The organism is Desulfosarcina cetonica JCM 12296 (assembly GCF_001311845.1).
Lineage (GTDB): Bacteria > Desulfobacterota > Desulfobacteria > Desulfobacterales > Desulfosarcinaceae > Desulfosarcina > Desulfosarcina cetonica.
In genome coordinates this window covers 24,525-48,485 of sequence record NZ_BBCC01000004.1, presented here as the reverse complement: position 1 = coordinate 48,485, position 23,961 = coordinate 24,525, and the positions used below count along the sequence as shown (strand labels likewise).

Annotated in this window: 23 protein-coding genes and 3 pseudogenes; 12 read left to right on the top strand and 14 right to left on the bottom strand. The window is 55.4% G+C overall.

Annotated features, from left to right (window positions below):
• Window positions 1-58 precede the first annotated feature (58 nt).
• Window positions 59-655 (bottom strand): TetR/AcrR family transcriptional regulator, encoded by a 597-nt coding sequence (locus JCM12296_RS01735; RefSeq protein WP_054689166.1) that lies wholly within the window; start codon window positions 653-655, stop codon window positions 59-61.
• A gap of 111 nt (window positions 656-766) precedes the next feature.
• The gene (locus tag JCM12296_RS01730) at window positions 767-955 is read right to left on the bottom strand and encodes a hypothetical protein (protein WP_054689164.1); all 189 of its coding nucleotides are present in this window, start codon (window positions 953-955) and stop codon (window positions 767-769) included.
• A 367-nt stretch (window positions 956-1,322) separates the two neighbouring features.
• Between JCM12296_RS01730 and JCM12296_RS01725 the strand changes: the two genes are divergently transcribed.
• Genes JCM12296_RS01725 through JCM12296_RS01710 form a run of 4 tightly spaced genes read left to right on the top strand, consistent with a single transcriptional unit; the run spans window position 1,323 to window position 5,528 of the window.
• On the top strand, window positions 1,323-1,865 hold the full coding sequence (locus JCM12296_RS01725) for a cobalamin-dependent protein (RefSeq protein WP_054689163.1): 543 nt from the start codon (window positions 1,323-1,325) through the stop codon (window positions 1,863-1,865).
• A 45-nt stretch (window positions 1,866-1,910) separates the two neighbouring features.
• Window positions 1,911-2,861, top strand: coding sequence for a cache domain-containing protein (locus tag JCM12296_RS43200; protein WP_054689161.1), 951 nt, complete (start codon window positions 1,911-1,913; stop codon window positions 2,859-2,861).
• Window positions 2,753-4,717, top strand: a complete 1,965-nt coding sequence (locus JCM12296_RS01715; protein ID WP_246803913.1) for a PAS domain S-box protein — start codon at window positions 2,753-2,755, stop codon at window positions 4,715-4,717. The genes JCM12296_RS43200 and JCM12296_RS01715 overlap by 109 nt, the downstream gene beginning before the upstream one ends.
• Before the next feature lie 16 nt (window positions 4,718-4,733).
• Entirely contained in the window at window positions 4,734-5,528 is a 795-nt protein-coding gene (locus tag JCM12296_RS01710; RefSeq protein WP_054689158.1) for a sugar phosphate isomerase/epimerase family protein, read from the top strand.
• Here JCM12296_RS01710 and JCM12296_RS01705 read toward each other — a convergent pair.
• Entirely contained in the window at window positions 5,525-6,406 is an 882-nt protein-coding gene (locus JCM12296_RS01705) for a hypothetical protein (protein WP_054689211.1), read from the bottom strand. The two genes, JCM12296_RS01710 and JCM12296_RS01705, sit on opposite strands and share 4 nt — an antisense overlap.
• Window positions 6,407-6,794: 388 nt before the next feature.
• On the opposite strand from JCM12296_RS01705, the gene JCM12296_RS01700 reads away from it, so the two are divergent.
• Entirely contained in the window at window positions 6,795-7,637 is an 843-nt protein-coding gene (locus JCM12296_RS01700) for a hypothetical protein (RefSeq protein ID WP_054689156.1), read from the top strand.
• A gap of 14 nt (window positions 7,638-7,651) precedes the next feature.
• On the opposite strand, the gene JCM12296_RS48800 is transcribed toward JCM12296_RS01700, so the two are convergent.
• From JCM12296_RS48800 to JCM12296_RS01690, 3 genes and pseudogenes are all read right to left on the bottom strand, one after another.
• Complete coding sequence (locus JCM12296_RS48800) at window positions 7,652-7,873, bottom strand: SDR family oxidoreductase (protein ID WP_306303933.1); 222 nt, start codon at window positions 7,871-7,873, stop codon at window positions 7,652-7,654.
• Between the two features lie 55 nt (window positions 7,874-7,928).
• Window positions 7,929-8,399 (bottom strand): annotated as a pseudogene (locus tag JCM12296_RS48795) (SDR family NAD(P)-dependent oxidoreductase); the annotation flags it as partial.
• A 69-nt stretch (window positions 8,400-8,468) separates the two neighbouring features.
• Window positions 8,469-8,903 (bottom strand): hypothetical protein, encoded by a 435-nt coding sequence (locus JCM12296_RS01690; RefSeq protein ID WP_054689154.1) that lies wholly within the window; start codon window positions 8,901-8,903, stop codon window positions 8,469-8,471.
• Between the two features lie 356 nt (window positions 8,904-9,259).
• On the opposite strand from JCM12296_RS01690, the gene JCM12296_RS01685 reads away from it, so the two are divergent.
• From JCM12296_RS01685 to qmoC, 6 genes and pseudogenes are all read left to right on the top strand, one after another.
• Entirely contained in the window at window positions 9,260-9,454 is a 195-nt protein-coding gene (locus JCM12296_RS01685) for a hypothetical protein (protein WP_054689152.1), read from the top strand.
• A 496-nt stretch (window positions 9,455-9,950) separates the two neighbouring features.
• Window positions 9,951-10,382: an adenylyl-sulfate reductase subunit beta gene (aprB, locus tag JCM12296_RS01680; RefSeq protein WP_054689150.1), complete on the top strand. Its 432-nt coding sequence runs from the start codon at window positions 9,951-9,953 to the stop codon at window positions 10,380-10,382.
• Window positions 10,383-10,443: 61 nt separating this feature from the next.
• A pseudogene (gene aprA / locus JCM12296_RS01675) lies at window positions 10,444-12,417 on the top strand (adenylyl-sulfate reductase subunit alpha).
• Between the two features lie 301 nt (window positions 12,418-12,718).
• Entirely contained in the window at window positions 12,719-13,996 is a 1,278-nt protein-coding gene (locus tag JCM12296_RS01670) for a CoB--CoM heterodisulfide reductase iron-sulfur subunit A family protein (RefSeq protein WP_054689148.1), read from the top strand.
• Window positions 13,997-14,006: 10 nt separating this feature from the next.
• Window positions 14,007-16,351 (top strand): annotated as a pseudogene (locus JCM12296_RS01665) (FAD-dependent oxidoreductase).
• A gap of 65 nt (window positions 16,352-16,416) precedes the next feature.
• A complete protein-coding gene (gene qmoC / locus JCM12296_RS01660; RefSeq protein WP_054689147.1) occupies window positions 16,417-17,565 on the top strand; it encodes a quinone-interacting membrane-bound oxidoreductase complex subunit QmoC in 1,149 nt (382 codons plus the stop codon).
• Window positions 17,566-17,703: 138 nt separating this feature from the next.
• Here the strand turns inward: qmoC and JCM12296_RS37720 are convergent, their stop codons facing one another.
• The 7 genes from JCM12296_RS37720 to JCM12296_RS43190 all read right to left on the bottom strand — a co-directional run bounded on the left by JCM12296_RS37720 (window position 17,704) and on the right by JCM12296_RS43190 (window position 22,250).
• Window positions 17,704-18,045 carry a DUF5320 domain-containing protein gene (locus JCM12296_RS37720; RefSeq protein ID WP_157067295.1) on the bottom strand — a complete coding sequence of 114 codons (342 nt, stop codon included), beginning with the start codon at window positions 18,043-18,045 and terminating at the stop codon, window positions 17,704-17,706.
• 55 nt (window positions 18,046-18,100) lie between these two features.
• Entirely contained in the window at window positions 18,101-18,238 is a 138-nt protein-coding gene (locus JCM12296_RS43195) for a hypothetical protein (protein ID WP_246803906.1), read from the bottom strand.
• Complete coding sequence (locus JCM12296_RS35670) at window positions 18,226-18,705, bottom strand: DUF134 domain-containing protein (protein WP_246803905.1); 480 nt, start codon at window positions 18,703-18,705, stop codon at window positions 18,226-18,228. The genes JCM12296_RS43195 and JCM12296_RS35670 overlap by 13 nt, the downstream gene beginning before the upstream one ends.
• Window positions 18,706-18,992: 287 nt before the next feature.
• Window positions 18,993-19,466, bottom strand: a complete 474-nt coding sequence (locus JCM12296_RS01645; protein WP_054689144.1) for a universal stress protein — start codon at window positions 19,464-19,466, stop codon at window positions 18,993-18,995.
• A gap of 21 nt (window positions 19,467-19,487) precedes the next feature.
• Complete coding sequence (locus JCM12296_RS01640; RefSeq protein WP_054689143.1) at window positions 19,488-20,681, bottom strand: ABC transporter substrate-binding protein; 1,194 nt, start codon at window positions 20,679-20,681, stop codon at window positions 19,488-19,490.
• A gap of 13 nt (window positions 20,682-20,694) precedes the next feature.
• Window positions 20,695-22,089 (bottom strand): SLC13 family permease, encoded by a 1,395-nt coding sequence (locus JCM12296_RS01635; protein ID WP_246803904.1) that lies wholly within the window; start codon window positions 22,087-22,089, stop codon window positions 20,695-20,697.
• Window positions 22,014-22,250 (bottom strand): hypothetical protein, encoded by a 237-nt coding sequence (locus JCM12296_RS43190; protein ID WP_246803903.1) that lies wholly within the window; start codon window positions 22,248-22,250, stop codon window positions 22,014-22,016. Before JCM12296_RS43190 ends, JCM12296_RS01635 begins: the two co-directional genes overlap by 76 nt.
• Before the next feature lie 405 nt (window positions 22,251-22,655).
• Here JCM12296_RS43190 and JCM12296_RS01630 point away from each other — a divergent pair, with 405 nt between their 5' ends.
• Window positions 22,656-23,327 (top strand): SOS response-associated peptidase, encoded by a 672-nt coding sequence (locus JCM12296_RS01630; RefSeq protein WP_054689142.1) that lies wholly within the window; start codon window positions 22,656-22,658, stop codon window positions 23,325-23,327.
• 254 nt (window positions 23,328-23,581) lie between these two features.
• On the opposite strand, the gene JCM12296_RS01625 is transcribed toward JCM12296_RS01630, so the two are convergent.
• Complete coding sequence (locus tag JCM12296_RS01625; protein WP_054689141.1) at window positions 23,582-23,923, bottom strand: hypothetical protein; 342 nt, start codon at window positions 23,921-23,923, stop codon at window positions 23,582-23,584.
• Window positions 23,924-23,961: the final 38 nt, after the last annotated feature.

Sequence of the window (23,961 nt, the reverse complement as noted above, 5' to 3'; positions counted from 1 at the left end):
TTTTTATTTAAACCCTATACGTCCGCCGATATTGGGTTTTTTACGAAGCCCTCCTAATTTATTCTCGCAGCTGACCGATAAAAAAGCGCAATTGGTCGTTGGCCTGGTGCAGAATGTTGCCCTCGCGGGTCGACATGTACAAGGTTGCGGCGCCATTCAAGGCGATGATGATAAAATCGGAAATGGCGCGATAGTTTAAATCGGGCTTGAGCAGGCCAACCCGTTCGGCCTCGCCCAACCAGCTTTGGAACAGCTTCGAAAAGCCCACGAACCCTTTCAGGATGTGGCGCCCCATGGTGTCGGACTGACCGGAGAGTTCCACCAGCATGTTGACGAAAAAGCAACCGCCGTCGAACACTTCCCGCCCCAGGTACTCGAGCAGTACATTTTCGATGGTTCGCTCGATGCGCTTCAGTGGATCGCCGATGGAACGGACGTCCTTGAAAACCATCGTGCGCCAGACCGTGGCGGCATCTTCATAAACCGCGTACCAAACCTCTTCCTTGCTTTTGAAGTGGCAGTACAGCCCGCCCTTGGTCAGCCCCGTGGTTTGGAGGATATCGCTGATGGAGGTGTTGAAGTAGCCCTTTACGGAGAAGAGCTGCAATGATTTTTCGATGATATTGCGACGGGTCAACTCCCCTTTGGCGGACATATGGTGCTCCTTTTTTAAAACCAACCGGTCTTTATTTAATTGGGCGCCTGGATAAAGTCAATGGTTTTGTGGGGGCGCCGGTGAAGGCAGGCAAAGCTTTCAAGCCGCCGCTTATCGGACGAATGGACCGAAATCAGCATCCGATGGCCGGCTACCGACCGGTGGGGGAGGAATCGAGATGAATCGGCGCCAGATGAAAATTGTCCCCCGCAGCACCCCGATGGTCACTCCCAGGACGATGAAGATGGCCAGGAAGAGAATTAAAAACGCGATCAATGCAACCAGAACCAAGTCGGTCACGCGGATCTCCTTTTTTCACCGGGTAAGACGGACGGATGGACCATGAATCGGATGTCAGCGATGGTCAGGTATTCCTGCAAGACTGTGACCGACTTGATGCTTGATTTAAAAATATTGAAATTTATGTAATATTTATTCATCCTGGTCCACGCGAATGCCGCCATGGGATGAAAATATCCGTCTTTTCGTGCCTGCCGTGGGAAAAAAAGGTAATTGTGGCGTCGCTTTTTACGAATCCGTCAAACTTCGTTTGACTCGGTATCCGGCGGGTGGTATCGCGAATCAAGACGGACGACCGGCAGCTCATTTTCCATGGGGTTTCCCCAGGGCAGATCCTGACCTGGGCTGCCAGAAAGGGATGGGGACGATGCACAAGCAGATGGATCGTTTTCGCGAATCGGTTGCCCGCGTCGCCGATACATGGTTGGCTTCCGGTCTGCCATCGCGTCAGGTGCTTGATCAGACCGCGGATGAACTCTTGGCCTTGCGCCGTCAAATCGGCGTGGGCGGTATCTGGCAGGATCCACCGACCCTGGTGACCGCCACCCTGGATGATGGATTGGGCCAGGGATTGGCGGTGATTGAAAAATATGCAACCCTTATCGGCATGCGGGTGATCCGCTTGGGGTTGATGCAGACGCCCGAGGCGGTCATTGACGCCTGCCGGCGCCATCAGGCGGATTATCTGGGGTTGACCGTTCTCCAGTACGATACCGAAGACGCGGTGTGCGCCATCGCCCGGGAGTTGCCAGACCATACCCGAATCATTGCCGGTGGTCCCGTATTCCGTGGGGATCCGGATTTCGCACAGCGCGCCGGCGTTCATTACGCTGCCCGCAACGTGGCCGCTTTTTTGCGGTTTATGTTGGCGGCCGCACCTGGATCCGGCAGCAGAATGTCCACCTCCTGAAAGCGCTGTTTTTTTACGAATCCGTCACCCCCTGTCGCGAGCCAAATGGCAACCAAACCCACCATACGTTCCCGGTTATTTCTCAAACCGTCGGAGTTGGCGCTCTCTCTCAAAATCCTCATTCCGACGATGTTTATTTTTCTTCTTTTCGTTTACTTCTCTTTTTGGGTGGTGATTCCTTATGTAGAGAACAAGCTGACGGATCAGTACCAGCAAATGCTGCGCAGTATGGGTACGGTTGTGTGGCATGTGGTGGATGGGTATCATCAAAAAGCCCGATCCGGACGGCTCACCGACACCGAGGCCCGATCGCAGGCCCTGGAGACGGTGCAACACCTAAGCTTTGACCCGGTAGAGAAGGTCTCTTTATGGATCAGTGATTTGTCCGGCGAAATGCTCATTTCAGCGACGCAATTTCATCTGGAAAGTCGATCCCTCAAGGCCCTTTTCCCCTCCGATGATCATCAGGCCTATTATCGGCTGCTGGAAAAGGTCCGGCTGATCGGGGAAGGGACTTTCGATTTCTCATGGCCGCGGGCGGAAGATCTTTCAGACGCCACCCGTAACCAAGCCTATGTCAAACGATATGCACCTTGGGACTGGATCATCGGGACGTCGGTTTCCGAAAAAAATATCCAAGGAGAAATTGCCGATTTGCGGCGTCAGTTGGTCCTGTTGCTCATTGGCATCGGGGGCGTGGCCCTGGTTTTCGGCTTCTATATCTACTGGCAGGCCCTGGCCATTGAGTCCGGGCGGCAACGCGTTGAAGAAATCAACCGGGCCTTGACCCGTATCGCCAATGCGGTCAACACGACGGCCGACATCGACGCCTGTATCGATCGGTGCATCGGACCCTTGGCGAAGTCATCGATGTGGCCAACTTCTTTATCGCCCTTTATGATGTCGAGCAGAAAACGGTTCTTTTTCCCTACTATCTGGACACCGTGGATCCCCAAGCACCGCGTATCGAAAGCATCGAAAACTCGGGTGCGCTGACCCGCAAGGTGATTCTGAACGGCAACCCGGTATTGGCCAATCGGGGGCAGATCCTTTCCTGGGCCGCTCGCCAGGGGGCTTCCCCGGTTGGCACGCTCGCCGCCCAATGGCTTGGGGTTCCGCTGAAAATCCGCAACACGGTGATCGGGGTGATGGCCACCCAAAGTTATACGGATGCGAGCCATTACGACCAGGACGATGTGGCGGTATTTGTTTCGGTCGCCGATCAGGTGGCGGTGGCGATTGAACGCATGCGCAATGAACAGGCCCTGCGGCAAAGTGTCCGGCAGTATCAAATGCTGGCGGAAAATCATCGGGATGTGGTCGTGGCCCTATCGCCAACGGGAGGCCTGACCTATTGCAGTCCGGCGATCCGCGAATTCGGTGGATATGAACCCGCCGAGGAGATCGGGCGGCATATTGGCGCCTATTTTGCCGATGCGCGCGAAAAGGCCAGAGGGGTGCGACGCTTTGCCCGCATGGTGAAAAATCGTCAGACGGGAGTTTTCGAGATGCGCTTCAAGGCCAAGCGCAAAGCCCCTTTCCCCGTGGAAATCAGTCTTAAGCCGGTGCTGGATAATGGTGCCGTGGTGTCGGTGATGTGCGTCATGCGGGATATTTCCGACCGCAAAGCGGCCGAGCTGCAGTTGAAGCAGGCCCGCGATGCCTTGGAAATGCGGGTTCGCGAGCGAACCGAGGATCTTTTGAAATCCAACCAACGCCTGGAGAGCGAAATCCGCAAGCACCAACGGACCGAGGCGATCCTGCGGGAAAGCGAGGAGAAATATCGCACCCTTGTGGAGAACATCCCCGACGTGATCTACTCCACGAACGATCATGGCGACATCGTCACGGTGAACAACCCGTCGGAGACCTTTTTCGGCTACGCGATGAAGGAGGTCATGGGACGCAACTTCTCCTTCTTCCTGCATCCCGAAGATCGCAAGGCGTTTGCCGCGCTTTTTTTGCAGGCCATCGTCGATCGTACGGAAATCAGCAAGGGGTTCCAGGGGCGCTTGATCGCCAAGGACGGCGCGATATGTTGGATTGAAGCCAATTTGCGCCGCCAGTTTGATGCCGGTGGCCATTTCCTGCGTACCGACGGCGTGCTGCGGGACGTCACCCAGACCAAGATGCTGCAGGAACGCTTGATCCGAACCGAAAGATTGGCCGCCACCGGGAAGTTGGCGGCATCGGTGGCCCACGAAATCAACTCGCCGCTTCAGGGGGTGACGTCGCTGCTCAACGTGATGCATCGGGAGTACGCTTCGGATGCGAACCTGATGGCCCACTTGGCCCTGATCAAAGGGGCCTTCACCAGCATCCGGAACACGGTGAAGAACCTCATGGACCTCAACCGACCGGGAAAGGAACGCAACCAGCCGCTTCGGTTAGCGGACATCCTGAACCAGACCGGGGCGCTGGTGAAAAGTTATCTCAAGGACAACAGGGTCCAGCTTCACCTGACCGTTCCTGCTGACCTTCCCCCCATCATGGGGTCACCGCAACAACTGGGTCAGGTCTTCATGAACCTGATCAACAACGCCGTGGACGCCATGTGCGCCAATCCGGCGAATTTAGAGCGCTTCATCAGCATCGTCGCCAGCCTGGAGGGTGACCATATCGTGATATCCGTGGCCGATAACGGCGGCGGGATTGCCGATGAGGACTTGCCGCATATCTTCGACGCGTTTTTCACGCGCAAGAAGCGCATGGGCATGGGCGTGGGCTTGTCCATCTGTCATCGGATCATCGAAGAACACAACGGCAGCATTTCGGTGAGAAATCTGAGTCCCTGGGGAGCGGAATTCACGCTCCGGCTGCCGGTCAAGCGTGTGCAAAACCATAAGACATGAGAAAAAGGAGGCCGGCATGCAATATGGCGCCATGAACTTTCCGGTGGCACCCGTCCTGGATGAGATCGATGCCTTTGCCCGGATGGGGTTCGATTATCTGGAACTGGCCATGGACCCGCCCATGGCCCATCACAGCATTCTGGCGGCAGAGCGCAAGGCGATTGTCAACGCCCTTAAGGCAAACCAGATGGGATTGGTCTGCCATTTGCCGACCTTCGTGAGTACCGCCGATCTCACCGAGAGCATTCGGCGGGCCTCGGTGACGGAGATGCGCCAGTCGCTGGGCGTGGCCGCCGACCTCGGCGCGGCCAAGGCGGTCCTGCACCCCAGCATGGCCGGTGGCATGGGCATTTTTGTCCTGGAGACGGTCAAGGGGTATCTTTTTGATTTCCTGGGAGAGATGGTGACGGCGGCGGAGCAACTCGGCATGGTCCTCTGCCTGGAAAACATGTTCCCGCGCTACCGGATGGGCGTCGCGGTGGAGGACTTCGAGGAGATCTTCGAGGCCTTTCCGGCTTTGAAAATGACCTTGGATACCGGGCATGCCAACATTGACGATGCGCGGGGACGGCGTTTGAAAGCGCTGGCGCAGCGGTTTGAACACAGGATCAACCATCTGCATGTCAGCGACAATCGCGGCCGGGTGGACGATCATCTGGCCGTCGGCCAGGGAACGGTTCGTTTCGATGCGCTGGTGACCCACCTTAAGCGGGTCGGTTACGACCAGACGATCACCTTTGAGGTGTTTGACGAGAATCGGCGCATGCTGGTGGAGAGCCGCGAGCGGATTAAAACCCTTTTTGCCGGTTAGGACGCTTCGTTTGCCTGCAGAATGGCGACGATGCGCGCCAGATAGCGGTCCGCTTTTTCCCGGGCGAAGCGGCAGGCACCGGCGCCGCGATGGCCCCCGCCTTCGAATGCGGCGAGCATTTTGCCCACATTGACATGGCATCCGCGATTCAAAATGCTGTGCCCCACCTTAATGCTGGCGTTGTCTTCGCCGACATGAACGATTTTGACGTTGACCGTGCATTCGGGAAACAGGGAATAAATCAGGAAGCGGTTGCCGTTGGGCACCGGATCGAGAAGTCGGAAATCGGTGATCGACACCTGGCCGGCAAGCCGGGTGTGGGTCCTGAGGGCTTCTTCGTAGAGGATATTGGCCGCCACCACCGCCTCGCAGCGCTGTCGGACCCATGGGTCGATCATCACCTCTCCCATGGAACGGGAGCGCAACAGGCCGATCAGGTGCTCCCAGTAGTTTTTCTCTTCGATATCGTTGGAGATGGTCATGGACAGCAGTACGAACGGGTAGTGTTCCGGGTGGAGAATTTCGTCCAGGGTCAGATCCGCCGAATCGATGCGGTCGGTCTGGCGGACCAGTTCCCGGTAATCCCGCGTGATCTTCTGACGATAGGTGTCATAGATGATACCGGCGGCCGAGGGCGCAAGCCTAAAGGCGCCCGTTATCGGCTTGTCCGGCTGGTTGGAGACGTGGTGATCGAACCACAGGCTGCAACGTTCATGGTAGGGAAGGTTGGCGATGACATCGCCCTCACGGATATCCACCCGTCGGTGTTGCATGTCGCTGGGTTGCACCCAGTGCACCGGTGGGGCGATATGGAGTGCATCCATCAGCAACACGGCACATACGATACCGTCAAAATCAGGCCTTGTAACCACTCTCATCAGATGGGTTCCTCTATCGGCTACCGTTTTGTTTTCCATATTAGGTGCCAGATGCATTCAGCGTGCGCTCATGCGGCGGAGGCAACCGTCCCGGGGCAGGCATCTTTCTGGGACCATTGATAAAAAAGAATGTATCAATATTTGGGGCTTCCCGCAATAGCCAGTGCATGCGCGTTCCCATGGATGGCGCCGGTGGTGTTGGGCGGTGAATTGGGCTTGCAGTTTGGGTGGATCCATGCCAGACAAATTCGCTCATAAGGGCGCGATGCCCGTTAAAGCGAAACGGATGTTCACGTCCATGATCTGGAGAGGCATTCCGACGATGACTGAAAACCAGCTGGCAAACCTGGTCAGGATGGAATCCCCGCAAGCCGTTTTGGAATAGGCCTTGGTGATTGTCCCGCATCTTTCAGTGGATGTGGACGTGATTGCCATGCGAGGTGCCTTTGAGCGCACGGTGGCGCTTTACCAGGGCGCATGGGCTGGCATCAAGGGCTGCAATACCGATTACCACGACCTGAAGCATGTCACCGATTGCTACCTGGCGCTGGTCCGGCTGCTGCACGGCGCCTGCGAAACCGGTGTGACCGTTACCGCTCGTCAGGTCCATCAGGTGCTGGTGGCGGCCCTGCTCCACGATTCCGGATATCTGCAGTACGGTGAGGATTCGGTGGGAACCGGCGCCAAATTCACCCTCAGCCATGTCAGGCGCAGCATGGATTTTTTGGAACGGTACCATGATCGTTTCGATCTTCGGCCGTCGGAGGTGCATGCCTGCATGACAATGATTCACAGCACCGATCTCAACGGCGCGCTGGCTGGCATTCCTTTCCCGGATTCCGCGACAAAATGGTTGGGCAAGATGCTGGCCGGCGCCGATGTTTTGGCCCAGTTGGCCGACCGTACCTATCTAGAGAAGTTGCTTTTCCTGTATTTTGAGCTGGAAGAGGCGCGGCTGCCGGAATATCGGGATGAGCTGGATTTGTTGCAGCAATCCATCCATTTTTACCAACGCATCAATGCGCGCCTGAAAAACCAGCTCGGTGCGCCGGACCGGTTCATGCGCCACCATTTTAAGGCCCGCTGGGACATCGATGAAGATCTTTACCGCCGGGCCATCGACAATCAGCGTCGCTATCTGCGGCAAGTCCTCAAGACGGGAGGCGGGGATCCCCGTGATTACCTGCGCCGGGCCAATATTGTGCAAAAAATCCGATCCCGTTACAACTAGTTGCCTGCCGACGCTTAGACGACGCCCTCGGGCATGGGGGCAATTGCCTCGCCCCCCAGCGGGTAGCCGCCGTCGATGCGCAGTACGCTGCCGGTCATGAACGGGGCTTCGTCCAGCAGGAAGCGCACGGCCCTGACAACATCGTCTATGCGACCGATTCTGGCCAACAAGGTGTGGTCTAAAATGGCCTGGCGTTGCCCGTCGGTCAACAGTCCCCATCCCCGGGTATCGTCCATGGCGGGTCTCGATCACGCCGAGCATCAGTTCGTTGACCCGCACCCGGGGCGCGCCGAGCCGGGCCCAGGTCTCCGTCAAGAGGGAAATGCCGCGGTTGGCGGCGGCATACCCCTCGTTGAACAGGTAGCTGGCCGGACCGCTGCGGCCGACGATGCCGGCGATGGAGGAGAGGTTGACCACCGCACCGTGGCCCGAGGCTTTCAGATGGGGCAGGGCGGCTTCAAAAACCCATCGCTTGGCCCGCAGGGTGGTGGCCAGCTCCAGGTCCCATTGCTCGGGGATGTAGCGGCCATGGACCACCGGCCAGCCGCCGCGTTCGATGTTGTTGATGAGGATGTCCAGGCGACCGAAGCGATCGACCACCCGTGCCATCATATCGGCAATGGCGGCTGTGTCGAGCAGGTTGGTGTGCAGGATCAGGTGCGCGGTACCCGTGCTTTCGAAATCGGCCTGCATGGTCGGTTGGCTTTCGGGCCAGTCGAACCAGGTGGCCGCCACGCGGATGCCGCGCTGGAGCAGATCCATGGCAATGGCCTTGCCGATGCCTTTGACCGCTCCGAGGACCAGGGCGACTTTTTTCGTATCGGACATGGGTCAAGGGGCTTTCGGTGAAAGATTAAAAACGTTTATCCTTACCCACGCCAGGGCGGCCTCCAGGAGTACCCGATCATCCGTGCGTGCCCGGTCGGCATCCGCCGGGTCGGGAAAAAGATCTCCGGGGGTGGCCTGGGCGAACAGCGCCTCGCGGAAGGCGTCCAGATCGTACAGGGCCGTATGGACCGCCTGGCTTTCGGACGGGGTGAGCGGTTCCGGATGCAGGCGGTTCTTGTCGCTGATCAACTCCAGGAGCCGGTCGTTCATGCGGTTGTGCAGGGCAATTTCCTGATCGGCCACCCATTCGTCCACCGTTTGCACGGTGCCGCATTCAAAACCGAGACAATGGGATTCGCGGATCAGCGCCCAGTGCTCGTTCAGCGTTCCGGTCTGCCGGTCGCGCGAAACACCGCGGGCCAGGGGATAGTCCGGCATGAGGCGGGACGGGCCGGATATACCCGGCAGCCGGCCGCGCCGACGAAGGGACAGGCCTTGTCGGCGGAGTCGCTGAAGCGCAGCGAGACCACCGGCAGCCGGTTCCGGGGCCGGTGCTTTTCTCGGTGTAACGATGGAGAAATTCGGTTGAGGAAATCCCGAGAAACTGCTTCAGACAAACGATGTCATAAGGGGCCAGGACCTGTTGCAAATCCCGGCAACAGGCATTGAAACAGGCTACTTCCGGCGCGCAGCGGAAACAAAAGGACTGATCGCGATGGAGTGGCGTGACCGGATTGTGCATATCGATTTTTCCTAGTCAAAGGGTGTTGATGAATCCTGGCGGAAGAGGTAACATGCTGGCCGATCAAGTCAACCGCAAAGTTCGGCTCTGTTTGGACGTGGACGGCGCCACCCGGACCCTGTTGTGGACCATGGACCGGTCAATAATTGACGGATTCGTAAAAAGCCCGATATCGGCGTTACGCGTATCCTTCGTCACTGCGGCGTACGCTAAGTATTTCTCATTCCTCAGGATTCGCAAGCCTTGATCTCGGGCTTTTTACGAATCCGTCGGAAATGCGACTTTTTACGAGACCATCAATAATTTCATCGGACGAAATTTTGCAGCTTTTTTTTCTACCATATGTTGTGCAGGCAACCACGAATCCACCGATATGTAGGAAAAGCGGCGAATGAATGTAAGTCATTGCTTCTTTTGGGATTTTGTGTCGCCGAAAATTCTTGACAATGAAAATGCCGGATGGTATTGATCTTAACTTGCATTACGCTGTAACTATCTTCCCGATATTATACAATTAATCAACCGAAACAACCAATGCCGCAGTGCATTGAATCAAATCCGAAATACGTGTTTTATCAAACAGAGTATGGGGATTTTGCTTATCAGTTACGGTGTCATTGTCCGGATTGAAACCATTCGGACGCTATTCTATGGAAGGGAGGTGCGACGAACAGGAGGTTCTTACCTTTAGTTTCGGAAGTTGGTTGAGTGAAATCTTTTAACTAACGTAGGAGGTATATTAAATGCCAAGTTTTGTAATTCAGGAAAAATGTGACGGCTGCAAGGGTGGCGACAAGACCGCTTGCATGTACATTTGTCCCAACGATCTGATGGTTCTGGATCCCAACGCCATGAAGGCCTACAACCAGGAACCGGATCAGTGCTGGGAGTGCTTTTCCTGCGTAAAAATTTGCCCCACCCAGGCCATTGAAGTTCGCGGCTACGCCGATTTCGTACCGCTGGGAAGCTCCATCATGCCCATGATGGGCACCGAGGATGTCATGTGGACCTGTAAGTTCAGAAACGGCCTTATCAAACGCTTCAAGTTCCCCATCCGGACCACCCCCGAAGGCCAGGCCAATGCCTACGCAGACCTCAAGGGCAAGGACCTCGAAAGCCCTCTGCTGTCCACCCAGGAAGCTGACGGCGTCACCCTTCCGACCCCTAAAATGTAAGATCGGTTGATTGCTGGAAGACAACCTTTAAGAATCTGAATTTTCTACAGGAGGATAAGATATGGCATTACCGAATAAACCTGTGGGTGAACTCAAGGCCGTCCGGATCCCGAAGTTGTTGAGAAAGAAGTTGACATTCTCATCGTCGGCGGTGGTATGGCTGCCTGTGGTACCGCGTTTGAAGTCAAAAAATGGATGAAAGACGGTCAGAGTGTTCTGCTGTGCGACAAGGCCGCCATGGAGCGCTCCGGCGCCGTTGCCCAGGGTCTGTCCGCCATCAACACCTACGTCGGTGAAAATGCGGTTGAAGATTACGTCCGCATGGTCCGTAACGACCTGATGGGTCTGGTCCGCGAAGACCTGATCTTCGACCTGGGCTGCTATGTTGACGACTCCGTCTACCTGTTTGAAGAATGGGGACTCCCCGTTTGGAAAAAAGACGAAGCCGGAAAGAACATGGACGGTAAAAAAGGCCAGAAAATGGGCACCTTGAAGTCTGGTGCGCAGCCGGTCCGTACCGGTAAATGGCAGATCATGATCAACGGTGAGTCCTACAAGCGTATCGTTGCCGAGGCCGCTAAACTGGCTTTGGGAGAAGACAACATCATCGAACGCTGCTTCATCGTTGAACTGCTTCTGGACGCCACGGTGCCGAATCAGATCGCCGGCGCGGTGGGTTTCTCCGTTCGTGAGAACAAAGTCTACATCATCAAATGCAAAACCATGATGATTGCCTGCGGCGGCGCTGTGAACATCTACCAGCCCCGTTCGGTCGGTGAAGGTAAAGGCCGCGCCTGGTATCCGGTATGGAACGCTGGTTCCACCTACACCATGGCCATGAAGGTCGGCGCCGAACTGACCATGATGGAAAACCGTTTCACCCCGGCCCGTTTTAAAGACGGTTACGGCCCGGTCGGTGCCTGGTTCCTGCTGTTCAAGGCCAAAACCCTCAACGGTCTGGGCGAAGCCTTCGCCGGTAGCGACGCCGCCAAGAAAGAGCTGGAAAAATACGCTCCTTACGGAACCGCCGCCATTACCCCGACCTGCCTGCGTAACCACCTGATGCTGTTCGAAATGAAGGAAGGCCGCGGCCCGATCATGATGGATACCGTGACGGCACTGGCCGCCCTGGGCGCCACCATGGACAAGAAAGAACTCAAGCACCTCGAGTCCGAAGCTTGGGAAGACTTCCTGGATATGACCTGCGGTCAGGCTAACCTGTGGTGTGCTCAGGATTGTGAGCCGGAGAAGAAAAACTCCGAAGTTATGCCCACCGAGCCCTACCTGTTGGGTTCTCACTCCGGTTGCTGCGGTCTGTGGGCTTCCGGCCCCGATTACGACTGGGTCCCGGATGCATACAAAATCAAAGCCCGCAACGGCAAGGTCTACAAACAGATGACCACCGTTGAAGGTCTGTTCACCGCTGGCGACGGCGTGGGCGGCTCCGGTCACAAGTTCTCCTCTGGTTCCCATGCCGAGGGTCGTATCGCTGCCAAGCAGATGTGCCGCTACGCAACGGACTTTGCCGATTTCACCCCGACCCTGAAGCAGTCCAAGGAAGAACTGGTCGACCTGGTTTACAAACCGGTCCGCACCTTCCTGGATAACTGCGAATACACCACCGCCATCGACATCAACCCCAACTACATCAAACCCAATGATGATGTATCGCCTGATGAAGGCCACCCATGAGTATGGTGCTGGAACCGCCACCTTCTACATGACCAGCAGCAAGTCTTTGGAAATCGTCATGGATCTGCTGGCCACCATGCGTGAAGACTGCGAGAAGCTGGCTGCCGGTGACCTGCATGAACTGATGAGATGCTGGGAAATCGAGCATCGTATCTGGACCGTGGAAGCCCACCTGCGTCACATCCAGTACCGCAAAGAGACCCGCTACCCGGGCTTCTACTATCAGGCGGACTATCCGGGCCAGGATGACGAGAATTGGTTCTGCTTCGTCAACTCCAAGTTCGATCCGGAAAAGAAGGAATGGGATGTCAAGAAGGTAGACTACATCAAAATCATTCCGTAGTGATATGTCGGCAGATGAATTAGCCGAATAGCAGCTCACCTCCAGGTGTCTTTACGACACCTGGAGGTTTTTATTACCGAATTGGCAGCGTATTTTCTCTCGGGTAGTACCCATCTGGAGCAGGGCAGATGGATAGCCGTTGGAGCCTGAAACCGGCACCTGGAGATCCGCCACCGCCGGCAATGTGGTTTCCAGTTCCCCGTTTCCAGCTTCAATAAAAGGGTATTACCCGAAACGAAGGCCGTTAAATCCTCAATTTTATTCATTACCTTTTAGAAACGTTGATGCACGGAGGGATAGCATGACAAACGACAAAGCAGCCCCTGCGAGTGGAAGCATTATGGTGGTCGGTGGCGGCATCGCCGGTCTGACCACGGCCCTTGAGGCCGCTGAAGTGGGGTATGAGGTGTATCTGGTCGAAAAGAATCCTTATCTGGGCGGAAGAGTTGCACAGCTGAATCAATACTTTCCCAAGCTATGTCCTCCGACCTGCGGACTTGAGATCAACTTTCGGCGGATCAAGGACAATCCCCGAATCAAAGTGTTCACCCTGGCGGAAGTGGAAAGCGTCGACGGCGGGCCCGGGAACTACAAAGTCAGTGTCAAGCTTAATCCCCGTTACGTGAATGAGAATTGCACCTGCTGCGGCGCCTGCGGCGAGGCCTGCGAGACCGAAGTCTCCGACGAGTACAACTTCGGCATGTGCAGAACCAAGGCCGCCTACCTGCCCTTTCAAATGGCCTTTCCGGCAAAATATGTCATTTCGCCCCAGGTGATCGGCACCGACGACGCCACCAAAATCAAGGAAGCGTGCAAATACGACGCCGTGGACCTTGAGATGCAGGCCAAGACCGTCGACTTGCCCGTGGGCGCCATCGTCTGGGCCACCGGTTGGGAGCCTTACGATGCCCACCGCATCGACAATCTGGGCTTCGGCCAGTACGACAACATCGTCACCAACATGATGCTCGAACGCCTGGCGTCCAACAACGGCCCCACCCAGGGAAAGATCCAGCGCCCATCCGACGACAAGGCACCGGCCAGCGTGGCCTTCGTCCAGTGCGCCGGCTCCCGTGACGAGAATCACCTGCCCTACTGTTCTTACATCTGCTGTATGGCTTCGCTCAAACACGCCACCTACATCCGTGAGCAGTATCCGGATACCAAGGTATACATTTTTTACATCGATATCCGTTCGCCCGGCGACCGGTACGAGAAATTCTACAATAAGATCAAGGAAGACGAAAACGTCATTCTGATCAAGGGCAAGGTCGCCGAAGTCAGCGAAGATCCAGATACCAAGAACATCACCGTGGTTGCCGAAAATGCGGTCACCGGGGAGAAGATCCATCAGACGGTGGAGATGGTCGTTTTGGCCACGGGCATGCAGCCCACCGCCGCCAACACCAAACTGCCCGCCGATCTCAATGTCAATGATGACGGTTTCATCATCAACGACTACGCCAAGGGCGGCATGTTTGCCGCCGGCTGTGCCAACAAGCCGGCAGACGTGATTTCATCCAACCAGAATGCGACCGGCATGGCCCTGAAAGCCATTCAAACCCTGGTGAAAAGGTAGGAGGTAACCCATGAACAAAAAGTATGGTGTGTATATCTGCGAAGGTTGTGGCATCGGGGAATCACTCGATGTGAAGGCCCTGTGCGGGGTTCCCGAAGACGAGGGTGTGCCTGTCAAAACCCATCCCTTTCTGTGTGGCCAGGAGGGTGTGGAACTGCTTAAAAAAGACATCGCCGACGGCACGAATTCGTTGGTTATCTGTGCCTGCTCACGCCGGGTCAACTTTGACATCTTCCGTTTCGACGGTTGCATCGTCGACCGTGTCAACCTCCGCGAGGGGGTGGTCTGGTCACATCCGCGCAGTGAGTTTCCGGCGCTGACCGAAGAAGAGAAGGAAGATGAGGACAACTTCGATCGCGTCCAGATGATGGCTGAGGACTACATCCGTATGGGCATGATCCGGGTCGAGAAAATCAAGCTTCCCGAGCCCTTTCTGTTGGAAAATATATCCAAGAAAATTCTCGTCCTGGGCGGTGGTATCACCGGTATGAGCGCGGCCATCGATGCGGCCAAGACGGGGTACGATGTGACCATCGTTGAAAAGACGGACAGCTTGGGCGGCTATGCGGCCAAGGTGAGAAAGCAGATGCCGGTGGCGGCGCCCTACGACAGCTTGATCGAGCCGATCGTGGCCGCCAAGATCAAGGAAGTCGAGGCCATGCCCAACATCACCGTCAAAACCGGCACCGTGGTGGCCCGTATCGCCGGCCAGCCGGGTGAGTTCACGGTGACGTTGAAAAAACCGGGCGAGAAGATTCCCTTTGACGTCCCCTACCCGCTGCCCGACGAAATGAAGGTCGATGAGAGCGGCAAGGAGTTGGATGTCGAGAAACAGCGCGAAGCCTATTTGGCCTACAACGAAGGCAGAAACGATATCCTGCAACTCGATCCCGACGGCGAGCTTTTCGGTGCCGTCATTCTGGCTGCCGGCTGGCGTCCGGATGATCTAAAGAAGGGCGATTACAGCCATCTGGGTTATGGCGAGCTCCCCGACGTTCTCACCAACGCCCAGTTTGAAGAGATCGCCAAGGCCGGCAAAATCGTGCGTCCGTCCGACGGTCAGCCCGCCAAATCGGTCGTCTTCGTGCAGAGCCCGGGCAAGGGTGAGTCGGACGGCGATTTTGCCTATGCCGGTGCCGTGACCAGCATGGTTTCGCTGAAACAGGCCAAGTACGTCCGTGAGGATTACGCGGAGGATGGCAAAGCCTTCATTTTTTATCAGCACATGCGCACACCGGGATTCTCCGAGCTGTTCTACAAAGGGCTTCAGCAGGATCCGGGTATTTTCATGACCAAGGGCGCGGTGATGAGCGTGACCAAGAACGGCGACGGCATGATCGTGGAAGCCGAGAACACCCTGTTGGGCGAAAAGCTGCAGGTCAAGGCCGATGTGGTGGTCCTCGGTGCCGGTATGGTACCGGTGACCAAGGACGATCCGGTGGTCAACCTGGCCTACCGCCAGGGCCCCGGCTTCCGCGATATCGGTCTGTTCAACAGCTATGTGGACTCCAACTTCATCTGCTTCCCCTACGAAACCCAGCGGACCGGTATATACGCCGCCGGTGCCATCCGTCGCTCCATGACCATGGAAGAGGCCATGGAAGACGCCTCCGGCGCCGCTCTCAAGGCGATCCAATGCCTCGAATCGGTTAACCGCGGCGTCAGCGTCCATCCGCGTTCCGGTGACATGACCTTCCCGGACTTCTTCTTCCAGCGCTGCACCCAATGCAAGCGCTGCACGGAAGAGTGTCCTTTCGGCGCCCTGGACGATGACGAAAAGGGGACCCCGAAACCCAATCCCACGCGCTGCCGCCGCTGCGGTACCTGCATGGGCGCCTGCCCCGAGCGTATCATCGGGTTTGCCGACTACAACATCGACAGCATTGGTTCGATGGTCAAATCCATCAAGGTGCCCTCCGAAGACGATTACACCGAACCCCCGCTACGCATCCTGGGCCTGGTCTGCGAGAACGACGCCTATCCGGCACTGGATATGACCGGTTTGAATCGCATGGGGTATTCGGCGGATGTGCGCATTATTCCGATTCGGTGCCTGGGCTCCATGAACGTCATCTGGATCAAGGATGCCCTGTCCCAGGGCATGGACGGTGTCTTCCTGTTGGGCTGCAAGCATGGCGATGACTACCAGTGTCACTTCGTCAAGGGCTCCGAACTGGCGGACATCCGAATGAAAAAATCGGTGATGCGCTGGCCAGCCTGGCCTTGGAAAACGAGCGGGTGGCCCAGTTTGAGGTCGCCATTGACGACTACGACAAGGTTCCCAAGATCATCAACGATTTCGTGGAATCCATTGAGGCGCTTGGCCCGAACCCGTTTAAGTTTCTAGCCAACTAATGATATGAGGGCAGGGTGTCGTCCGGCGCCCTGCTTACCCTTTTGTCCAAGTGAGGAGGTTATCAATGGCGGATTCATATCTGGTCAATCCTGATGTGAGTTTTATTGAAGAAGTGAGCCGGCTGGGTGGCGCCGATGTCAAAAAATGTTTCCAGTGCGCCACCTGCTCGGTGGCGTGTCCGATCTCTCCGGATACCAAACCGTTTCCCCGCAAGGAGATGATCGCTACTTCCTGGGGCTTGAAGGATCGCTTGATCGGCAACGGCGACGTCTGGCTGTGCCACAACTGCGGTGATTGCTCCACCCTGTGTCCCCGCGGCGCCCACCCCGGCGAAGTTCTGGCCGCCGTGCGCGCGGCGACGGTGATTGAGTACGCCACGCCCAAGGCCATCGCCAAGATGGTCAGCGATCCCAAGAAACTGCCCATCCTGCTGGCCATTCCGGCGGCCATTTTCCTGGTCGTGGGCCTGTTGCTCAAGATGGTCGGCGTTGACTGGCTTAATTTCGCGCCCAGCGGCGATCATCTGTGGCAAGCCGACTATATCGGCAACTACTTGGTGGACATCATCATGATTCCCACCTTCTTCGGTGCGGTGGCGGTTTTTGCCTTGGGGCTCAAGCGCTTTTTGGCCGACATGCACGCCAATGCCCTGAAAGAGGGCAAGACCAACAAAGATAAAATCGATCCGGCCGGTTTCATCCAGGCCTTGATCAAGGTCGTGCCGACGATTTTGCGACACGACCGGTTCAACGAGTGCGGTGAGAACCAGGATCGTTCCACGGCGCACATGATGGTGCTCTTTGGTTTCATCGGCCTTTTTATCGTGACCAACTGCTTTTTCGCGGCCGAGTGGATTTTCCACATCGAAGGCCCCTATCAGCAGATCAACCCGGTCAAATGGTTGGGCAACGTCGCCGGGATCTCCCTGGTTATCGGCGGTATCCTGTTGCTGAAAAACCGGCTGGGCAAGAAAGACCAGTTGTCCAGCTACTGGGATTGGTATTTGGTCGGACTGGTGTTGGCCCTGGGCATCACCGGCATGCTGACCCAGATGTTGCGCCTGGGCGGGATGTACGGGATGTCGGCCATCATCTACTATCTGCACCTGATCACGATTTGGACGCTTTTCGCCTACACGCCCTTCTCCAAGCTGGCCCACATCGTCTACCGGACGGTGGCCATGACCTATCAGGAGTACAGCGGCCGTAAATAAACACTGGGGTAGTACATGGGGTAGAAGGAGGGGCATGAGGGTGCCCCTCCTTTTTTGTGCCTATAGGCGATCTGTACCCATTGAATGCGGTCACGGTAGATGGGGTAGACCCCATGATCGTGGGGTCACTATCAACTGCTATTCGGATGCGTCCTTTTCAAGCTCCGCGATCCGGTTTTGGATGGATTCCAGCGAGGCTTTCATGGCATTGGCCTCGGCCTGGAGCATCGCCATTTCATCGGCACTGCTCACCGGATAGGTGGCGCCGAAGGCGGGTGGTGCCGGATATCCGCCGTATCCGCGATATCCGAAACCGCGCCCCCGTCCCCGGCCGCCAGACCCGTGTCTGAATCCCATGCCCCTGCCTCCGCCATAGCCAATATTAACGGGGCGGCCGTATGGGCCGCCACCGCACTGTCCTCGGCGGCCACCGGTCATCGGCCCGGCTCCCATGGGGCCACTTCTGTCAAATCCTGGCATGATAGTATCTCCTTGTTTAGGGTTGAGTAATGGCACACATGGCCATATCCTGTTTTTAGTTGGCGGCGAGTAAAATCACGTCAGCCTGGGTAGCGTTAACGGTTTTGTCCGCGCCCACCACCACCGCGACCTTGGCCTTGTCCGCGACCCCTGCCGCCGCCTGTGCCCTGGCCACGCCCGCTACGTTTTCCACCTTGTCCTTGCGTCGGACGATTTTGCCCGCACGGCCCTTGTCCACGTCCGGCTTGCTGGCCCTTTCCGTCCGGGCCGGTTCCATCTCTTCGAGGCATGTTTTTCACCTCCTTTCTGGGTCATTTCCCACGGATGATTACTCATCCATCCTGCCCCGCCGTCGGCGGTGGCGTCTGCCGCCGCCCCGCATGGCATAATTTCCACCGCTGACCCTGAGGCTTTGCCGGTAACCAATGCCTCGCCAACGATATGGCGGGCCGTGGCCAGAATTCTGCCATACGTCTGCCGGGACACCTGCATGAGGTTGGCTGCCGATTCCTGATCCAAGCACTCGAAATCGCTTAAACGAATTGCCTCCAGTTCTTCAACGGACAACATCAGCTCGCCGGAGATCGGCATCCCCTGGGGGACAAAGGCGGCGATGGTCGGATAACTGGAAACAAACCTGGGCTTTTTGGGTCTGGGCACGGTTCAACCTCATAGTAATGGTCTTTTGATTAAAAAATAAAAGTTATAATACCGGTTGTCAAGGACAATTAAGGTCATTTGACCAAAATAATCATCCCGGCTTCGGCGGGCGGGAAAAATGGGACGGGGATGTTTTATGCGTTTTGATCTATCGACGTCTTTTCTTTAAGGGGGGGTGGAACGCATAAAAACATCCCCGTCCCCAAAACGACGTCCAAAACGACACGAGTCCCCAAAACGACAAAACGACGTCCTACGAATTCGTCAAGTTTCAGAAACGTTCTTGATTACCGGATGCTTAATAATGGCACGGGGCAGCGGCGGAAGAGCCTTTCGGCATTGGACCCGAAAAGAACACCAGCAAGGTCGTCGCGGCCCTTTTTGCCCATGACCATCAAGTCTGCGTTTTCCTCTTTGATGGCTTCGATCAGCTCAAGAAAAGGCACGCCCAACCGGAATACAATTTTGGGTGACGGATGGGCGCGACTTATGCTCTTCAGCATTTCGTCAATCTGACGCGTGCGGTCCTTCTTTACCTGCTCAACATAAGACGCCGCGCTTTTTTGTACATATTGTTCGATTTGGCGGTCAAACTGACCTTCGGCCACCTTGAGAATCGTATCGATATCCCGCTTGTTGATGACGTTGACAACCACAAGCGCTGCTTCGAAACTTTCGGCTAAACGGGCGGCGTATGCCAGCACATCCTTGGCATAGCGGGAACAGTCACAGCCGACCAGTATTTTTCGGATGTCATGCATGGGTTCCCTCCCTCCCTGGGTTCAATCCCTTTTGGGCAGGATAAAACCGGCCGATGCCTTATCGGGCGGCCACACGGTTTCATATCTACCGTTGATGATTTGCAGCACCAATGTATGGATATTGTTTTGGCGCTCAAAATCCTCGTGAGAATAGAATTTAACCGGACCAAACGGGGTTTTCATATAAATGCAGTTCAGTGCCTGGCGAATGTCATGCGGCGCAAATGACTTCGCCGTTCTCAATGCTTCGGCGGCAACCATCAATGCCGAGTATGCCTCTGCACCATGGTAATCCGCCTTGTGCCCGAAGCGTTGCGCATATCTTTTGTGAAAGGAACCGTTGTCGAGGGTATCCACCTGATCGGACCATAACGCGGCAGTCAAAAGAAGATCGGCGTCTGCACCAGCTGCTTGGGCAAATGCCGCCAGTGTAAATCCGCCGCCGCCGCCGCAAAGCATGGAATCGATCCCCAAGGCCTTTATGCTTTTTACCAGCATTAGTGCATCTTCAAAATACGAAATCATGTAAATCACGTCGGGTGGCTCGAAGGTCAAGGGGGCCAGGCGGGAACGCAAACGGGCCGGCGTCAGCGTCACTCGGTCATAGCCGATATGGGTGATAATCTCGATGGCCTGCTCGCGACAAAATTCCATCATCCGCAGGGCGCCTTCTGTGCCGAACATGCTATCTTCATGCAAAATGGCCATGGATTTGGGTTTGAAATTTTTAATCCAGAAATCTTCAAGGCCCTGGGTATATTCGCTGATGGGTGGATTCAACCGGTAAATGTTGGTCCACCCGCGTTGGGTGATCTTGTCTGCCGATGCCGTGCAAACGAGGAAGGGAAGGTCTCCGCTTTCAGCCATTCTGGCCATCCGGTAAGTGGCGTCACTGGCGTAGCCGCCCACGAGCATAACGGCCCCGGCCGATGCCATGCGCCGATAGGCGTCGTCTACCCTGGCGGCATCGCCCCGGTCATCGGCAAACCGGAGCTCAACGGAGCGGCCATGGATGTCACCGGCACGATTGACATCTTCGACAGCCATCTCAAAGGCGTTTTTCATCATCTGTCCGAAGGCTTCCAACTGACCGCTCAGCGGGACCGGCACCCCGATGACAACCGGCTGGGAGGCCGCGCAAATGGAGGCCACCGAGCCCATGAGGCAAGCCGCCAAAAAACATAGGCTGACATAGGTAACGCAGGTTTTGCGCATCACGCGATCTCCCTCATTTGGTCAGGGAACCGGCTATCCGGGCCCATTCCGGAAAAAGGTTGGCGTCAATTGAGAACAGAGCGGTCCCGACAAAGTAAAAAAACAGGCTGATTATCAACACACCGATAAGATTGATAAAGATGCCGACCTTGGCCATTTCCGCGATGCGGATGCGGCCGCTGCCAAAAACGATGGCATTGGGCGGCGTTGCCACCGGCATCATAAAAGCGCAGGAGGCGGAAAGGGTCGCCGGAACCATTAGCAGCAGGGGGTTGGTCTGCATGTCGATCGCCAAGGAGGCCAATATGGGCAGTATCATCTGGGTGGTGGCGGTATTGGAGGTCACCTCGGTCAAAAAGGTCAACCCGAAACAGATAATCATGATCATGATGATCGGATGCATTCCCTGAAGTCCTGAAAATTTTTCTCCAATCAACGCGGAAAGCCCGGTAACCTGGAAACCTTTGGCCATGGCAAATCCACCACCGAACAGCAAGACGATGTTCCAAGGGATGTTTTTGATCACTTCGGATCCCATGATGGTGGGATAGGACGCATCCCTGGCTTTAACCGGAATCAGAAACATCAGCATGGCCATAAACAGTGCCACGGTGCCGTCATCGATCATGTCGGGATATGGAATCAGCTGAGACCAGCCTGGAATGGAAACAATGCCCATGTTCAGCTTTTTTCTGAAAATCCACAAAATGGCCGTCAGTGAAAAAACGATCAGTATGACGCTCTCTTCGTAACTCATTTTGCCGAGTTCTTTGTATTCGCGTCCCACAATGGACTTGTCCACCGTTACATGGGGGGGAACCCGGAAAAACACCCGCGTGAGAACAACCCAGATAATGACGAGCATGATTGCACTCAGCGGAAGCCCCATGATGAACCATGTGCCAAAGGCGATGGGTTTGGCGGTCGGAAACGTGATTTCGAAAATCCTTGAAAACGACAGATTGGGCGGGGTGCCGACCAGTGTGGCCATTCCCCCCACCGAGCAGGCATAGGCAATGCCGAGCATCAGCCCCACGGTAAATTTATGGGTTTCCTCGATGTCGAACTTGGCCTCCAATTGGGACACAATGGCCAACCCGATGGGAACCATCATGATGGCGGTGGCGGTGTTGGATATCCACATGGACAAAAAGCCCGCTGCGATCATGAAACCCAAAATGATTCTCGCCGGGCCCCCGCCGATGAGGCGGATAATGAAAAGCGCCATCCGCTTGTGGAGGTTCCACTGTTCCATGGTCAGCGCGATCATGAACCCCCCGATGAAAAGGAAGATGGTGCTGTTGACGTAAATCGGCGCGATGGCCTTGCCTTTCATGATGCCCAGCAGCGGGTAAAGAATGATCGGCAATAAGGCGGTGGCAAAAGGGGGATGGCGTCGGTGATCCACCACACCGCCATGAGCATCGCAACCGCGGCCATGCGGGTCACAATCGGCTTTCCCGGATCCAGATCGACAAAAAGCAGGGTGATCAAAAAAAGCGCAAGCCCAAGGAGAAGGCCTGCTTTTTGGGTCATCGTTCTGCTTGGCTGAATATGGTCGGTGTCCATGATCGAATCTCCTCGTTCGACGTGTTGACCGGATGGCCCATATTATAAGTAAGGGTGCGATGAACAAAGAATACCCTTTGTTTTAGAGCGCATCAAGTCCCAAACCCCTCCCGAAGGAGGAGCGGTATGGCAAGGGTATCCGGCGATGGCGCCTGGAAAGGAGGCCGCCTTGCTGGGGCAGGGTACGGCGAACGCGCGGGGCGATGAATAAGAATTGACTCGGTTGTCGCACCCAGCTTTGAATATGCTGGTTATAACCAACCCCTTGACACTAAATGAGATTTTTGCAAACGTGGATCGGTTCCACCGGTTATTTTCATCCCACGAACGGAGCACCACCCCATGGCATTGACCAAACTGGATATTGTTGAACGAATTTGCGAACAACGATGAATGGAGCTTGAAATGTGCGGCCGGTTTGTCGAATTCACATCCATAAAGGAATTGAGAGAACAATTTCCCATCGATGTTGCAAATGTGGACGTGTTGGCCAGCTATAATGTTGCCCCTATCCAGGAGATCCTTGCCATCGCCCGCTACAAGGCAGAAAATCACTTGGTGCGGTTTCATTGGGGGCTGGTGCCATCCTGGGCCAAGGATGTATCCTTTGGCAACAAACGCATCAACGCCCGATCCGAAACCATCGCCACCAAGCCCAGTTTCCGCAATGCCTTCAAAAGACGCCGATGCCTGATTCCTGCGGATGGTTTTTATGAGTGGAAAAAGACCAACAGCGGAAAACGGCCGGTCTTTGTCACGCTACCGGATGGGAAACCTTTTGCCTTTGCCGGCATTTGGGAAACTTGGCGTGCCAAGGAAAATGAAACGGCCTACAGATCCTGCACGATCATTACCAGAGAAGCCAGTGAATCAATGAAAGAGATCCACCACCGCATGCCGGTGATTCTCAAACAGGAGGCGTTTGATTCATGGCTGGACACGAAAAATCAGGATGTCGAGCGGCTTCAAGAAATCATCAAGAACCAAATCCATACAGAACTCATAAACGTTCCTGTGTCAATGCGGGTCAATTCAGTTCGAAACAATGGTCCGGAAAATATTCGGCCGGCGAAATAAACATGTTCATCTTCCTCGATACCTAAACCACCGGTAGCGGTCCCGATGGGAATACAAGGGGACATTCTATTGGTTTATTGACTGACTTTTCATCGAGGCTTAACCCCAGTGTCGCGCCGGTTTTCAGTAATATGTTGACGTGGTTTGGAATCAAGGACCATGCGTAACAAGGCGTTTCGGTGTCGGTTAAGATGGTTCCCAACCGTTCCAGAAAATTGTCCCGGTCTTCATTGTCATAAAATATCTTTCGACGTTCAATCCCCTGAAAATAATATGATGTAACGCTCCCAGTACGTCAATACGGGCTTTTCATAGTTACCATAAAACATAAAAAATGGAACCAATATTTCAGCCCGAAGCAACAGAAAAGGAAATACTAAAACAATGGCCCAATAAAGAGGGATATGTGTCCAATAGGTATGATGGTGGTGCTGACGATGATCGAAAATATAAAAATAGATCATGTCTAAGTCAGGTGCAACGCTTCCTAAAAGGCCAGCAGTAAAGACGATCTTCATATTTACTGCGCCCTTCACATACCTTGATGCCATTATTTTTGTTGATAAGTATCCTAATGGCAAATGACCGAGTATCATCGTCGTTTTTTCTTTATTTATAATCGCGGTTAACAGGT